This window comes from Micromonospora sp. Llam0 (assembly GCF_003751085.1).
In the GTDB taxonomy this organism is placed as follows: Bacteria; Actinomycetota; Actinomycetes; order Mycobacteriales; family Micromonosporaceae; genus Micromonospora_E.
The window spans coordinates 829,034-842,804 of sequence record NZ_RJJY01000002.1; the positions used below are offsets into that span (position 1 = coordinate 829,034).

Sequence of the window (13,771 nt, forward strand, 5' to 3'; positions counted from 1 at the left end):
CGATCATGATCGCGGTGCGGACCGGCACCGTGACGATCGGCGGGAGCCGGCGGATGGTCCGCCGAGGGCAGCACACCGCCCACCAGGCCCATCCGATCGTGGCCGAACACCCGAAACTGTGGGGCCCGCTGACCGTGGACTATCCGGTCGCCGGCGGTGACCCGGCGGCCGAGGTGGAACGGGTCCGCGGATACGCCCGGTCGGTGCTGCTGATGCGGGACCACCTGGCGGCGGTCGCGGCCACCCTGGTCGAGGCTGCCGCCGGCCACCGCGACGGCCTGCCCGCCGAGGTGGCCGACGCGGTGGACCGGGTCGACGAGGTGCTGCGCCACGACCCTGACGCGTACGCGGTCGGCACACCGCCGGAGCCAGACCCGGTCGATGCCGGCCAGCCCGACCCGGCAACCGACGACGGCACCCGGGACGAGGCGGCCGCCGCCGAGCTGGCCGCACCGGAGCCGGCCGGGTCGGAGCTGACCGCCGCCGACCGGGCCAAGATCCGGGCGTGGGCCACCGGGCAGGGTCTGCCGGTGCCCCGGCGGGGGAAGATCCCGGCCGACCTGGTCGACGCGTACCGGCAGGCGCACAGTGGATAGCCCGCACCGGCGGCCGCAGGTCGAACCGGGACAGGCCCGGGTGCGGGCCGAGGAGTGCGCGAACGGGTCGGACCCGGCCGGGTCGGTGGCGTGGTCGCTGCTGGCCATCGCCGCCGACCTGGCCGCCATCCGCCGCCACCTGACGGCGCCCAGAACGGGCCGCCGCTGATGGCGTCGGTGTCGTTGCCGGTCTACATCCGGATCGGCGGGTCGGCGGAAACCGAGATCGGCACGGTGACCGTCGACCCCTACGAGGTGGCCGCGGCCGCCGACGGCGGACTGCTGCGCCGTGTGCTGGCGCAGGCGCTGCGGTCCGCGGCCGCCGAACTCGAATCACCGGAGGGGGATGCGGGTGGCGCGTGACACGACGGTGCAGGTCGCCGGGATGGATCTGCTCGGCCGCCGCCTGGACCGGATGCCGGCCGCTGTACAGGAAGGCGCCCGGCGGGCGGTCGCCGCCGAGACCCGGGAGACGGCCGACGACATGCGTGAGGGCGCACCGCGGGACACCGGCGCCCTGGCCGAGTCGGTGCAGGAGGAGATCGACGCCGGCGGGCTGACCGGCCGGGCGGTGGCCACGGCCCGGCATGCGACGTTCGTCGAGCACGGCACCGAGGACACCCCGGAACAGCCGTTCGCGCAGCCGGCGGCCGAACGCGCCCGGCGGCGGTTCCCGGCCCGGGTGAAGCAGGCGACGGGCGTGTCGCTGCGGAAGCTGGCCCGCTGATGGCGGTCGGCTGGTCCGGTGCCGACCCGCAGGAGGCCGCTGACCCGGCCGATTACGAGCTCGGCAGCAGGCAGCAGGCGTCCGAGCCGATCACCCTGACGCACGTGCGGGTGTGGGCCGGTGCGAACGAGATCGACTTTCCGGGCCGGGTCGGCAAGATCTGGACCACGAGCGGGGTGCTCCTCGCCTCGGCGGTGATGCCGACCAGTCTCCCGGTGGGCTGGTCGACGCATGAGCTGTCGTCGCCGGTCGAACGTCTCGCCGGCGAACAGTACGTGGTGTCCTACTCGACGGGTGGGAATTACGGGGTGCTCGTTGACGCCCTGGACGACGCCGTGGTGTCGGCCGACGGCGCCGTGACGACGCTGTCCAGCGCTGCGGTGCCGAACGGCGTCTACAACGAAAACCCGGGATCGTTCCCGTCGCTGTCGGTCGGGAACTGGTACGGCGTCGACGTCGCGTACGACCTTGGTGTGGCGTCGGGGACGGCGCCGACGATCACCGCGGTGGACGTGGCGGCGGACGGTCTGCAGGTCGAGGTGACGATCACCGCGACCGACCCGGACGGCCTGGACGACGCCACCTACCGGGCGGACTGGGGCGACGGCGAGACGTCATCGGGGTCGACGCCCACCCTGAACCACACCTACGCCACGTCCGGCGTGAAGGCGATCCTGGCCCGGGTCACCGACGCCGGCGGGCTGTCCGCGTACGCGGCGGCCGCCGTCGACGTGCAGGCCGCACCCGGGGACGGGTCGCAGTCGCCGATCCACCCGGTGCAGGCCGCGATCCACGCCCGGCTGACCGGCGACAACGTGCTGATGGGCATGGTCACCGGCGTGTGGGACCAGGTCCCCGAGCCGGCGTCGAAGCCGTACGTGCGGATCGGCGACCACCTGTCCATCCCGGACAACGACCATGGCGGGTTCGGCCGGAACATCACCGTCACCGTGCACGTGTGGACCGAGGCCCGGGGCAACGCCGACGGGCAGGCGATCGCCCGGCGGATCGGGGTGCTGCTGGACCACCGGCCACGTGAGCTGCATCCGGCCGGGCACCGGGTGGTCAGCATCCGCAATGAGTTCGACCAGGCGGTGCCGACAACGGATCCGCAGGTGCGTCATCACGTGATCCGGTTCCGGATCATCACATCGCAGGAGGAGTCATGAGCGGAGTCGACGCGTTCGGCACGCAGTTCAAGCGCGGGGACGGGGCGACGCCGACCGAGGCGTTCGCCGCGATCGCCAACGTCACGTCGATCAGCGGGCCGGCTCGGTCCCGGGAGACGATCGACGTCACCGCCCACGATTCGCCCGGCGGGTGGATGCAGTTCGTCGGCAGCCTCAAGGACGGCGGCGAGGTGTCGTTGGAGATCAACTACGACCCCACCGAGACCACGCACGACCTGGACGACGACTTCGACGACGTCGACCCGCGCAACTACCAGATCGTGATCCTGCCCGACACGGCCGACGAACACACGTGGGACTTCGCCGCCATCCTCACCGAGCTAGGCGACGAGTTCCCGTACGACGACAAGATGGGCCGCAGTCTGACCGTCAAGATCAGCGGCAAGCCGACCCTCACCCCGACCGGGAGCTGACCACCGATGACTTTCCTGAGCCGTGACCAGATCCTCGGCGCGACTGACCGCACCTTCGACGAGGTGCCCGTGCCGGAGTGGGGCGGCACCGTCCGCATCCGGTCCATCTCCGGTGCCGAGCGGGACAGCTTCGAGCAGTCGCTGCTGCAGCAGCGGGGCCGGGACCGCAAGGTCAACATGCGCAACGCGAGAGCCAAATTGATCGTGTTGTGTGCGGTCGACGACGCCGGGCGGAAGATGTTCACTGAGGACGACATCTCGGCGTTGAGCAGGAAGAACGCGAAGCCGTTGGACCGGATCTACGACGCCTGCCAGCGGATCGCGGGCCTGTCCGACGACGACGTCGACGAGCTCACGGCGGATTTCGACAGCGCCCAGAGCGACAGTTCCGCTACCGACTAGCGCTCGCTCTGGGTCTGCCGGTCGGGGTGATGCTCGCGGCGATGGACTCCCGCGAGATCAGCGGCTGGATGGCGTACGAGCGGGTGACCGGGCCGCTCGGCCCGGCCCGCGGCGACATCCAAGCCGCCATCGTGGCGTCGACCATCGCGAACTCGAACCGGGGCAAACGCGGGAAGCGGTACCGGCCGGAGGACTTCATCCCGGAATGGGACCGCCCCGAGATGGAAACCGGCCCGCAGGACGAGCACGACCACCTGCGGCTGATCAAACAACTCAACGCCCAGATGGGCGGCCGTACGCGTCGACGAGGAGGTGACCCGGGTGGCGACTCTGGCGGACCTCATGGTCAAGATCGGCGTCGACGCAGACGGCGTTGAGAAAGGCACCAAAGCGATCAAGTCCACGTTCAGCAGGACGTGGCAGGCGGTCAAGAAATCCGCCGCGATCGGCGCGGTCGCGATCGGCGCCACCCTCGCCGTCGGCATCGCCGGCGCGATGGACCTGGACCGGGCCCGCGCACAGCTGGAGGCCCGGCTGGGTGATCCGGTGCTCGCGGCGAAGGTGGGTGATGTCGCCGGCGAGGTCTACGGGAGAGGCTTCGCGGCCAGCGCTGCCGACGCGATGGCCGCGACCAGGGCCGTGCTGTCGTCCGGACTGGTGCCGGACGGGGACGCCGCGAAGCTGGAGGACCTAACCGTACGGACCCAGGCGTACGCGACGGCGTGGGGCGTCGACGTCGCAGCCGCCGCGCAGTACGCATCCACGCTGATCGGGTCCGGGCTGGCGCGGGACGCGACCCACGCCCTGGACCTCATCACCGCGGCGAGCCGGCGCGTACCGGAGGCACTGGTGCCGGACGTGTTGGAGGTCGCCGACGAGTACAGCCAGTTCTTCCGGTCGGTCGGGTTCACCGGTGAGCAGACGTTCGCGCTGCTGACCGACGCCGCGACCAAGGGCAAGTGGGGTCTGGACAAGACCGGCGACGCCATCAAAGAGATGACGCTCCTGGCCACCGAGATGTCCGACTCGACGAAGACCGCGTACGAGTCAATTGGGCTCGACGCGCACAAGATGTCCAACGACCTGTTGGCCGGTGGTGACCGCGCCCAGGCCGCGTTTCAGAAGATCGTCGGCGGACTGGCGTCCATCAAGGACCCGACCAAGCAGGCAGAGCAGGCGATCGCGCTGTTCGGCGCGCCGTTGGAGGACCTCAACAAGTCGGACATCCCGCAGTTTCTGCAGTCGATGGCGTCGGTGGGTGACGGCCTGGAGAACGTGGCCGGGGCGAGCGACTCGGCCGGCGCCGCGCTGGAGGGCTCGGCCAGCCAGCGACTCGACAACTTCCGCCGGAAGGCCGAACTGGCCCTGGTCACCACGCTGGCCGATGCCGTGCCGTACATCGAAGCCACCTTCGGCTGGTTGCAGCGCAACAGCGACTGGGTGGTTCCGTTGGCGACCGGCCTCGGCATCCTCGCCGCCGCGATCGGGATCGTCGTACTCGCCGTCAAGATTTGGACGGCGGTACAAACCGCGTGGGGCATCGTCATGGCGACGACCCTCGGCCCCATCCTGCTGATCATCGCCGGTGTCGCTCTGCTGGTCGCAGCGATCGTGTGGATCGCCACGCAGACGACGTTTTTTCAGGACCTGTGGTCGGTCATCTGGAAAGCGATCGTCGCGGTCGTGAAGTGGGCGGTCGACTGGATCGTCACCGGCTGGACGTGGCTGTTCGACACCGTGATCACCCTCGCCAAGCTGTGGTGGACGGTCTTCTCCACCGTTTGGATCACGATCGGGAAGTTCTTCATCGCCTTGTTCAAAACGTGGTGGGGCATCTTCTCCGGCTTCTGGAAGGGTGTCGGCCGGATCGCGGTCGCGATGTGGAACGAGATCCAGTCGAGGATCGACCGGTTCGTTGCATTCTTCAAAGGACTGCCCGGGAAACTGTCGAGGGCCGCGCGGGGCATGTTCGACGGGCTGAAGACGGCGTTCCGGTCGGCGCTGAATTGGCTGATCGCCCGGTGGAACAACTTCAGCTTGACGTTGGGTGGCGGGTCGGTCCTCGGACTGGACATCCCGTCGGTGACTCTGTCGACGCCGAACATCCCGTACCTGGCCGATGGTGGGATCGTGCCGGCGACGCCGGGTGGCCGGCTGGCGGTGATCGGTGAGGGCCGGTACGACGAGGCGGTGGTGCCGTTGCCACGCGGTGCCCGCGACCTGGACGGCGGCGGCGGGGACACGACGGTCCTGTTCGAGGGCGACGGCAGCCGGTTGATGGCCCTGCTGTTGGAGATCATCCGCGAGCTGGTGCGGATCAAGGGCCGCGGCAACGTGCAGTTGGCGTTCGGGCAGCGGGGTGCTCGGTGAGCACCCGGTACACGCCGGTGACCGAGCTGTTCTACGCCGGCGAGTGGCATGACATCAGCGCGGATGTGTTCAACAAGCGGAAGGTGCGGATCACCCGGGGCACGCAGAACGAGGGCGGCGAGCCGGATGCGGCGACCTGCACCCTGATGATCAACAACGGTGCGTCGCTGGTCGCGCCCGGGGTGGTGGGCCGCTACTCGCGGCGCAATCCGCGCTCCGACTTGTTCGGGGTGATCGGTCGGCGGGTGCCGGTCCGGGTCACCGTGCCGCAGCTGACCAGCGCGCCGGTGCGGTTCGTCGGCGATGTGCTGGAGTGGCCGGCGCAGTGGGATCTGACCGCGTCTGTGCGGTGGGTGGAGGTGACCGCGTACGGGCTGCGGCATACGGTGTCGGCCGCGCCGCTGCAGTCCGCGTTGCGGCGTGCGATCCCGGCGACCGGGCCGGCCGGTTATTGGCCGTTGGAGGATCCGGCGGGGGCGCCGCTGGCCCGGTCACCGATTCCTGGGTGCCCGCCGGCGCGGCCGTTCGGCTACTCCCGGTTTGAGGCGCCGTTCACTGGTGAGCCGTTGCCTCCGGCCGGGCTGCCGGAGTTCGGCACCGGTGATGTCGGGCCGGGGTCCGCGCCGGTGGTGGATCTGTCCCGGGGCGGCACTCTGCGGGGCCTGGTGCCTCAGCCGGCGGGCGAGTCCGGGTGGCGTGTCGAGTGGGTGATGACCCAGCCCCGGGACCAGGCCGACTCCCGGACGCCGATCTGGTGGGAGACGACCGACGCGTTCACGGATCATCCGTCCGAGGAGACGATGCGCTACGAGGCCAACGTGGCCGCGTCGGGCATGACGATCTTCTACGGCCGGATGTCGACGTCGTACGGGTCGGGCTGGTCCGCGTTCACGATCGCCGACGGGCTGCCGCACCACTACCGGGTCGACGGCGATCAGGACGGCGGCACCATCAGGATCCGAGTCTGGGTGGACGGCCTGCTGGCCGCGACCGTCGCCAGCTTCAGCGACACGCTTGCCGGCACGGTGGGGCAGGTCACGGAGTGGGTGCTCAACCCGCGTGAGAGGGAGAACGGCGACGACCTGATGCCGTCGTTGGGGCACGTCGCGATCTGGTCACCGGTCCCGGGCACCTCGGACACCGTGTCAGCTGCCACCGGCCACGCCGGCGAGACCGCCGGGGACCGGTTCGAGCGGCTCTGCGCCGAGGAGTCGGTGCCCGGCTACACGCTGATCGGTGACGCCGCGTCGTCGGCGCCGATGGGCCCGCAGCGTCGGCTGTCGGTGCTGGAGCTGCTGCAGGAGTGCGCGGACGCGGACGACGCGATCCTCACCGAGGCGCGCGGCACCCGGGCGCTGGTGATGCGGCTACGGTCCACCCTGTACAACCAGACGCCGTTGGTGCTGGCGCATGGGTCGGGCCGGTTGGCGGCGCCGTTGACGCCGGTCGACGATGACAAGCTGATCGTCAACGACGTCACCCTGCGGACCCCGGCCGGCGACGAGACACGCATCGTCCAGGAGGAGGGTGCGCTGAACGTGCAGGATCCGACCGATGATCCGGACGGGGTCGGCCGGATGCCGGTCGAGTTGGACCGTAACGTCGCCGACGCGGCCGAGCTGGAGTCGGCGGCGTGGTGGATGCTGTCGGCCGGCACGATCGACGAGACCCGGTTCCCGCAGATCCCGGTGGACCTGACGTCGCAGGCGTGGGACGACACCGCCCGCGACGCGGCCGCCGCCGTCGACGTCGGTGACCTGGTCCAGCTGCGGGGCCTGGACGCGTTCGGGCTGCCGCCGGACCCGGTCGAGCAGATCGTCGAGGGCTACGCGGAGGAGTTCGACCTGTCGTCGCTGCGGATCACGTGGTCGACGAGCCCCGGCGCGTTGTACCGGGTCGGTGTACTGGCGTCAACGACGCGCACGGGCACCCGCGGATCGGTGACCACCGCCGACGTTGACGCCGGGGTCGACACCGCGCTGCCGGTGGCGAGGGCCGCCGGGAACCGGTCGCTGTGGACCGTCCGGCCGGCGGACTTCCCGATGGAGTTGCTGGTGTCCGGGGTCAGGTTGACCGCCACCAGCTGCGCCCAGGCCGGTCCCGTCAACCCCAACGGGACGTTCGAGGTTGACGCGTCGGGCTGGTCCGGCACCGGCGGCACCGTCGGCCGGTCGACCGCGCAGGCGCACACCGGGTCGGCGTCGCTGCTGCTGACTCCCGACGGGGTCAGCGCCGAGGCGATCGCCGCCACCGACGTCATCCCGGTGCACGCCCTGGACGGCGCGTACCCGTGGACCTGGTCGGCGTGGGTGCGGTGCGCGTCGACGCGCGTCATCGACATGCAGATCTTGTGGTACGACGACGGCGGCGGTCTGCTGGGCACCACCACGGTGACGGCCGGTGTCATCGCCGACACGTGGACCCAGCTCGGCGCGACCTCGTCCCCGCCAGCGTCGGCCGCGCGGGTCTCCGGTCGGGTCCGGTTGACCGGCACCCCCACGTCGGGGGTGCTGACCTACATCGACGACGCCGAACTGTCCGAGCCGGGCCGGCAGACGTTCACCATCGCGGCCACCCCGGTCAACGGGGTCGAGAAGACCATCCTGGCCGGATCACCGGTCCGGCCCGTAGCGCCGTGGAGGCTCGCCCGATGACCATCGCCGACGGCCAGATCGTCACCGGCGACGACCTGGCGACCCTGGTCGACCCGCCGGCCGCCGTCCTGCGGAAGTCGTCCGCGCAGGAGATCCTGGCGTCCACTGATACGAGCGTCGAATGGGACGTGGCGGAGCTGGACACGCACGGCGGCTGGGACTCCGGCGAGCCGACCCGATACACGTGCCAGGTCGACGGCTGGTACGAGGTCGCCGGCCACATCATGTGGGAGCCGTACGTCGCCGACCGCCGCCTGTCGTGGCTGTGGCTCAACGGCGTGTCCGTGCTCGGCTCGCGGGAGGTCATCTGGCCGGCGACGTCGGACACGGCGTTGTCGGTGGCGCGCGCGCCGTTGCTGCGCATGGAGACCGGCGACTACGTCGAGGTCCGCGTCCGGCAAGCCACCGCCACCCCGCTCGACGTGCAATCCGGCACCAACCAGGCGGCATCGGCGCTGTACGTCCACTACCGCCGGCCACTGTAGAGAGGAATGACATGGCTCTGCTCATCGTGCTCGCCGCCGCCGCGCTGGTCGGACTGGTCGGCGGGCTTCTCGCCTACGCAGCCGGCTGGGACGACGACTATCCGGAGGTGTCCTGACATGCGACTGCTCTGGCTGCCCGAGGTGCTGCGCAGTGCCGGGCTGACCGTCCGCGAGGTCGACGGCTGGCGCGATCGCGGCTCATCCAGCTGGGGGCCTATCCGGGGCGTCATCTGCCACGCCACCGCCGGCGGCACCGGGGCCCGCGCCGAGGACGAGGTCCGGGTTCTACTCAACGGCTCAGCGACAGCGCCGCCGCCGATCGCGCAGACCTACCTGGCCCGCGACGGCGTGTGGTGGGTGGTCGCCTCCGGCCGCTGCAACCACGCGCTTACCGGCTGGGCAGGGCCGTGCAAGGGCCTCGGCAACGCCGAGCTGTTCGGGGTGGAGGCGGGGAACAACAACCGTGGCGAGCCCTGGCCGCAGGTGCAGCTGGACAGCTACCAGCGGGGGGTGGCCGCGATCTCCGGCCGCCTGCAGGTGGCGGCGCGGATGGTGGCGGCACACCGCGAGCACCAGCCGTGGCCGCCGCCTAAAGGGCAGACGTCCACAAAGTCGGACCCTCACGGGATCGACATGACCCAGTTCAGGGCGCGGGTTGACGCGCTGCAGAGAAGGGACGCGACCATGGCCATTAGCAAAGACGACGTGCGGGAGATCGCGGTCGCCGTCAACGGCTGGATCTACCCGAAGAATGGCCCGGCGTTGCACACAGCTGCGCGCAACGCCGCTGCCGACGCCGCCAGGGCAGTCGGTGACATCGCCGCGCTGCGGGCCGAACTGCGGACCGCAGTCGGCCGGGACTGGGTCGACGAGGACGCGATCGTGTCCGGCGTGCTGACCGGGCTCGGCGCCCGGCCGCCGGAGGAAGCGGCGACCGCCCTGGTCGCGGTCCTCGGCGAGGAACGCGCCGCCGCGCTCGGCCGGGCCCTGCTCGCCACCAACTGATGGACCCAGGCCTACTCACCGCGCTGGTCGGCGCCGGCGCCGCAGTGCTCGGCGCCGCGGTCGGCGGGCCGGCCGCCGGCGCAATGGTCGGCCGCCGGCTCCGCCAGGCCCAGGCCCAGCACGCCGCCGCCCAGGCGAAGCACCTGCAGGCCGAGACGACCCGGATCAGCCAGGACGTCTACCAGCAGCTGACAAGTGACCTGCGAGACGCGCTGGACCGGGCCCGGAGCCAGATCACCGACCTGCGTGAGGCGTTGCGGCTCACCAGTGCTGAAGAGGAGAGGCTTCGCCAGCGGGTGACCGAGCTGGAGTCACGGCTGGCGCAACTGGCGACCGCTGAGGCGGGCCTGGCGGACGAGCTGCGCCGGACGCAGGGCGACCGGGACCGGCTCCGGGAGGTCCTAGCCGCCCGGGACGCCACCATCGTGCAGCTGCGCGGCCAGGTCGAAGACCTGACCGCGCAACTCACCCTTGCCCGCCCATCGCCGGCGTAGACCGGCGAGAGAGGAGAACCTCGTGCCCACCGCAGTTACCACCCAGTCCCGCCACCCGTGGCGGGCCACCCTCCGGACCGCCGTCGCCGCGACGATCGCCGCGCTGCCGCTGATCCCGCTCGCCGCGAGCGAGGCCGGGATCGACACCGTGCCGGCAGTCGCCGGCGTCGTCGCGGTCACCGGCGCCATCACCCGGGTCATGGCCATCCCTGGCGTCGACGCCTGGCTCCGCGCGTACGCGCCGTGGCTGGCGTCCGCACCCCGACACGAGGTCCCGCCTGGACGCTGACCCCGCACGCAGCAGCGGCCCCGCACCGAGTCCGGTGCGGGGCCGCTTCACTGTGTCTCTGTCTCTGCTCAGAAGTCGGGACAGATGAACTGCCGCACCACAGCCAGGATCTGGGTGGCGGTCTCCTCCCCGAACCCGTCCGGATACCCCGGCGCCGAGAACCGCAAGTTCGTGAGCTGGACGAGCTTTGCCTCGTCTGCCTCGCCGTTGCCGATCGACTGGCACTGGCTCCGGCCACGGTCGACGATCGTCTTCTCGTCCTTGTCGCCGACGATGTCCGGGTTGATGTCCATCAGAGCGCTGATGTAGGCAGCCCAATCCTCGGGCGATGGGGTTGGCGGGATACCGGCGGCCGCAGCGGCGGAGGCAAGGCTGTCGTCGGCCGTTGCCGACGTCGGCGCCGGCGTGGCCGCGTCCTCATCAGAGCCGGCACCGCAGCCCAGAGCGGTGACCGCCGCGATCGCGATGGCCGCTATCAGCATCTTGTTACGCACGTCGTCTCCTCGGTCTCGTGGGGGTAGGCCCGCTGTAGCCGGCCGGGGCGGGGCCGTCGGGGTACGGGCGGGCGCGATCACGGTGCCAGCGGCGGCCGCAGCACGCCATCGGACCGTCGGGCAGGCGACACCCACCGTTACGGGGATGAGACGCGGGTACATCGCCAAGGCCGGGACCGCAGCGTCGTCCACAGCACCCGCTGCCAGTTGAACAGTGGGTGCTGGCGTATATCGGCGTCGAGGAGCGCGTCTCGGCGGTCGGCGCGCCACTGCACAGCGCGGATCAGGTCGGGGCATCCGCCGGGCTGGCAGGCCGGGCAGCGTGGCCAGACCGGTGGCGGCGGTCCGTGGTGGATGGCGAGGATCCTTGCCGCCCTGGCGTCGTCCATCGGACCGGTCATATCGAGCGACGCACCAGGCGCCATCGGGATACGGCCCGGCGGGTGCGGGCCCACGCGAGCTGCGGGCAGGCGTCGGTGCCGGGGCATTCGAGGTGGCACCGGCACCCGGCGGCGTGTGCGTGCACGGCGCTGGCGGCCGCGTCGTCGCGGTCCTGGTCGGTGATCGGTCCGTCGTCCATCGCGGTCACGGGGCGACTCCCGCTGAGATCCACGTCCAGGCCACGAACCGTTCGTACAGTTCGGCGGGGTCGGTGATACCGGCCTCGCCGGCCGCGACGGTCAGCATTTCGCCGACGTCGACCGACAACGCGATCGGCTCGCCGGCGTACGCCTCTGCTAGCTGGGTGCGTGCGGGTGGGCAGGGCCATGGGGTGTCGGGCGCGCAGACCGCGCACGTCCACGACGGGCGGTGCGGGGTGTGCGCCGGCTCTGCGGCCGGGCCGGCCGGGCTGGGCGTGCCGGTCACGGCAGGATGGTGCGGCCGCCGTTGCCGCCGCGCTGGTCGCCGCGGTCGGTGCGGGTCGCTGGCCGGGTGTCGGTCGGCCGGGCGGGCTGGTCGGCGTACCGGCGGCGGCCGGGCACCGGACGGACGACGTCGACCACGGCATCGACGCGGAGGAACCACTTCCCGATCATCTTCGCGCTCCTCGAGTCAGCGGGGGCGGCGGCCCGGCGAGCACGGGGGAACCCGGCCGGACCGCCGCCGATCCGGGGTGGCCCGGCCCCGCGGATCCGCGCGCTGGATGCCGATCAGGACCGGGCCGGCCATCTTTGCGTACGCAAAGATGGACTGAGTGTGACCGCAGTAACGACGCGACGTCAAGGCTTTGCGTACGCCTAAACTGGGCGCATGGCGGGCTATCGGGAGATCGCAGCGGACCTCCGCGAGGCGATCGCGAGGGGTGACCACCCACCCGGCAGCCGCATCCCCACGGAACACGAACTGGCCGAGTCGTACGGCGTGAGCCGCGAGACCGTCCGTCGCGCCCTGGCCGAGCTGCGTGCAGCCGGGGTGCTGGAGTCGGCTCGGGCCGCCGGCACGCGCGTCGCCACACCACCCGTCCGGCTGGCGCTCACCCGGTACGCGGCGGTGACCGATCCGGGCCGGACCCGGGCGCACCTGGGCCCGTGGGAGACGGCCTGTGCCGATCAGGGCGTCACCGGATCGGTGGAGTTGGTGGCGGTCGAGTCCGTGCCGGCGCCGGCGCAGGTGGCCGCGCGGCTCGAGGTGCCGGCCGGTACGTCGATGGTGCTCCGCCGCCGGCGGCATCTGGCGGACGGCCACGTGGTCCAGGTACACGAGTCGTGGATGCCGTCGACTCTGGTCGCCGGGACGGTGCTGGCAGAGCCAGGGAAGGTCGTTGGCGGTGTGTACGCGGCGATGATGGCTGCTGGCGTGCGCCCGGCGACCGCGAGCGAGGAGCTGTCGGCCAGGCCCGCGTCGGAGGCTGAACGGACCGCGCTCGGCCTGGTGGCGGTCGGCTGGGTCCTGGAGCTGTGGCGCACGACGCGTGACGTCACCGGCCAGGCGGTGGAAGCGTTGCAGGTGGTATCGGACGCTCGACGGGTGCGGTATGAGTACGGCGATCTGCCGATCAGGACTGGGAGGTGAGCAGAGTGGATCGTGACGCCATTGTGGCGGTCCTGGCGGAGGCCTCGGCCGCCGTCGACGACGCTGACGCGAGGATGCTGGCGGCCGAGGCGCTGGCCGCCGTCATGTCCCACCCAGGGCTGCGGTACGCGGCCGTCAACCAGCCGGCCACCAGGTGGGTGGTGGCGTGCGACGGCGTACTGCTCGGGTACCTGTGGTCGGGGCCGGGGCGGCTGCTCGGCGGGTGGACAGCCGCACGGCTGGACAAGCTGGGCGAATCAGACCGGCTCGGCCCGTTCCACACCGGCCGGGCCGCCGCAGCAGCGCTCGCCCGGCACTGCGGGGCAAATCCTCGCCATGTGCTGGCCTGACCGGGCGTCATCTGCGCAATCGGGCACGTCAAGTCTTGATCTTCGCCTGCCCCGTCGATCAACCTCCCGTGATGGGGGACGAACAGCAGCTGAGGGCCGTCATCTACGTACGCTCTGGTGACGACGCTCTCGAGTGGCAGCGGATCTGTGTTGATCATGCAGAGGAGTCCGAGTACCGCGTCATCAGTCTCGTGGTCGACGATGGCGCTACAGGGTGGCCCGACGTCGTCCGCATGCTCGCTGCGGGGGAGGCCGATGTCGTCGTGCTGGCGGACTGGCGTCATCTGTC

At 71.4% G+C, this 13,771-nt stretch carries 20 protein-coding genes; 16 read left to right on the plus strand and 4 right to left on the minus strand.

Going from position 1 to position 13,771, the window contains the following annotated elements:
* The first annotated feature begins 5 nt into the window (after nucleotides 1-5).
* The 14 genes from EDC02_RS42000 (at nucleotide 6) to EDC02_RS31135 (ending at nucleotide 10,625) form a co-directional block, all read left to right on the plus strand.
* Nucleotides 6-596 carry a histone-like nucleoid-structuring protein Lsr2 gene (locus EDC02_RS42000; RefSeq protein ID WP_233606703.1) on the plus strand — a complete coding sequence of 197 codons (591 nt, stop codon included), beginning with the start codon at nucleotides 6-8 and terminating at the stop codon, nucleotides 594-596.
* Nucleotides 589-765 carry a hypothetical protein gene (locus EDC02_RS40530; protein ID WP_158632377.1) on the plus strand — a complete coding sequence of 59 codons (177 nt, stop codon included), beginning with the start codon at nucleotides 589-591 and terminating at the stop codon, nucleotides 763-765. Before EDC02_RS42000 ends, EDC02_RS40530 begins: the two co-directional genes overlap by 8 nt.
* An 8-nt stretch (nucleotides 766-773) precedes the next feature.
* Nucleotides 774-959 carry a hypothetical protein gene (locus tag EDC02_RS31080; RefSeq protein ID WP_148083711.1) on the plus strand — a complete coding sequence of 62 codons (186 nt, stop codon included), beginning with the start codon at nucleotides 774-776 and terminating at the stop codon, nucleotides 957-959.
* Complete coding sequence (locus tag EDC02_RS31085) at nucleotides 949-1,323, plus strand: HK97-gp10 family putative phage morphogenesis protein (RefSeq protein ID WP_158632378.1); 375 nt, start codon at nucleotides 949-951, stop codon at nucleotides 1,321-1,323. The genes EDC02_RS31080 and EDC02_RS31085 overlap by 11 nt, the downstream gene beginning before the upstream one ends.
* Nucleotides 1,323-2,492, plus strand: a complete 1,170-nt coding sequence (locus EDC02_RS31090; RefSeq protein WP_123605826.1) for a DUF4082 domain-containing protein — start codon at nucleotides 1,323-1,325, stop codon at nucleotides 2,490-2,492. The genes EDC02_RS31085 and EDC02_RS31090 overlap by 1 nt, the downstream gene beginning before the upstream one ends.
* Nucleotides 2,489-2,926, plus strand: a complete 438-nt coding sequence (locus EDC02_RS31095; protein ID WP_123605827.1) for a phage tail tube protein — start codon at nucleotides 2,489-2,491, stop codon at nucleotides 2,924-2,926. Before EDC02_RS31090 ends, EDC02_RS31095 begins: the two co-directional genes overlap by 4 nt.
* A 6-nt stretch (nucleotides 2,927-2,932) precedes the next feature.
* Nucleotides 2,933-3,328 (plus strand): hypothetical protein, encoded by a 396-nt coding sequence (locus EDC02_RS31100; RefSeq protein ID WP_123605828.1) that lies wholly within the window; start codon nucleotides 2,933-2,935, stop codon nucleotides 3,326-3,328.
* A 41-nt stretch (nucleotides 3,329-3,369) separates the two neighbouring features.
* Nucleotides 3,370-3,705 carry a DUF4035 domain-containing protein gene (locus tag EDC02_RS31105; RefSeq protein WP_158632379.1) on the plus strand — a complete coding sequence of 112 codons (336 nt, stop codon included), beginning with the start codon at nucleotides 3,370-3,372 and terminating at the stop codon, nucleotides 3,703-3,705.
* Nucleotides 3,650-5,698: a phage tail protein gene (locus tag EDC02_RS31110; RefSeq protein ID WP_233606537.1), complete on the plus strand. Its 2,049-nt coding sequence runs from the start codon at nucleotides 3,650-3,652 to the stop codon at nucleotides 5,696-5,698. The genes EDC02_RS31105 and EDC02_RS31110 overlap by 56 nt, the downstream gene beginning before the upstream one ends.
* A complete protein-coding gene (locus EDC02_RS31115) occupies nucleotides 5,695-8,352 on the plus strand; it encodes a hypothetical protein (protein ID WP_123605830.1) in 2,658 nt (885 codons plus the stop codon). Before EDC02_RS31110 ends, EDC02_RS31115 begins: the two co-directional genes overlap by 4 nt.
* Nucleotides 8,349-8,837: a hypothetical protein gene (locus EDC02_RS31120; RefSeq protein WP_123605831.1), complete on the plus strand. Its 489-nt coding sequence runs from the start codon at nucleotides 8,349-8,351 to the stop codon at nucleotides 8,835-8,837. Before EDC02_RS31115 ends, EDC02_RS31120 begins: the two co-directional genes overlap by 4 nt.
* Before the next feature lie 117 nt (nucleotides 8,838-8,954).
* On the plus strand, nucleotides 8,955-9,842 hold the full coding sequence (locus EDC02_RS31125) for an N-acetylmuramoyl-L-alanine amidase (RefSeq protein WP_158632380.1): 888 nt from the start codon (nucleotides 8,955-8,957) through the stop codon (nucleotides 9,840-9,842).
* The gene (locus tag EDC02_RS31130; RefSeq protein ID WP_123605833.1) at nucleotides 9,842-10,336 is read left to right on the plus strand and encodes a hypothetical protein; all 495 of its coding nucleotides are present in this window, start codon (nucleotides 9,842-9,844) and stop codon (nucleotides 10,334-10,336) included. Before EDC02_RS31125 ends, EDC02_RS31130 begins: the two co-directional genes overlap by 1 nt.
* A gap of 22 nt (nucleotides 10,337-10,358) precedes the next feature.
* Nucleotides 10,359-10,625: a hypothetical protein gene (locus tag EDC02_RS31135; RefSeq protein ID WP_123605834.1), complete on the plus strand. Its 267-nt coding sequence runs from the start codon at nucleotides 10,359-10,361 to the stop codon at nucleotides 10,623-10,625.
* 68 nt (nucleotides 10,626-10,693) lie between these two features.
* Here EDC02_RS31135 and EDC02_RS31140 read toward each other — a convergent pair whose 3' ends face one another.
* The 4 genes from EDC02_RS31140 to EDC02_RS40535 form a co-directional block, all read right to left on the minus strand.
* Nucleotides 10,694-11,119 carry a hypothetical protein gene (locus tag EDC02_RS31140; RefSeq protein ID WP_123605835.1) on the minus strand — a complete coding sequence of 142 codons (426 nt, stop codon included), beginning with the start codon at nucleotides 11,117-11,119 and terminating at the stop codon, nucleotides 10,694-10,696.
* Nucleotides 11,120-11,516: 397 nt separating this feature from the next.
* Nucleotides 11,517-11,708, minus strand: a complete 192-nt coding sequence (locus EDC02_RS31145) for a hypothetical protein (protein WP_123605836.1) — start codon at nucleotides 11,706-11,708, stop codon at nucleotides 11,517-11,519.
* On the minus strand, nucleotides 11,705-11,986 hold the full coding sequence (locus EDC02_RS31150; protein ID WP_123605837.1) for a hypothetical protein: 282 nt from the start codon (nucleotides 11,984-11,986) through the stop codon (nucleotides 11,705-11,707). Before EDC02_RS31150 ends, EDC02_RS31145 begins: the two co-directional genes overlap by 4 nt.
* On the minus strand, nucleotides 11,983-12,156 hold the full coding sequence (locus EDC02_RS40535; RefSeq protein ID WP_158632381.1) for a hypothetical protein: 174 nt from the start codon (nucleotides 12,154-12,156) through the stop codon (nucleotides 11,983-11,985). The genes EDC02_RS31150 and EDC02_RS40535 overlap by 4 nt, the downstream gene beginning before the upstream one ends.
* A 214-nt stretch (nucleotides 12,157-12,370) precedes the next feature.
* Between EDC02_RS40535 and EDC02_RS31155 the strand changes: the two genes are divergently transcribed.
* Entirely contained in the window at nucleotides 12,371-13,132 is a 762-nt protein-coding gene (locus EDC02_RS31155) for a GntR family transcriptional regulator (protein WP_123605838.1), read from the plus strand.
* Nucleotides 13,129-13,482, plus strand: a complete 354-nt coding sequence (locus EDC02_RS31160) for a hypothetical protein (protein WP_148083712.1) — start codon at nucleotides 13,129-13,131, stop codon at nucleotides 13,480-13,482. The genes EDC02_RS31155 and EDC02_RS31160 overlap by 4 nt, the downstream gene beginning before the upstream one ends.
* Nucleotides 13,483-13,771: the final 289 nt, after the last annotated feature.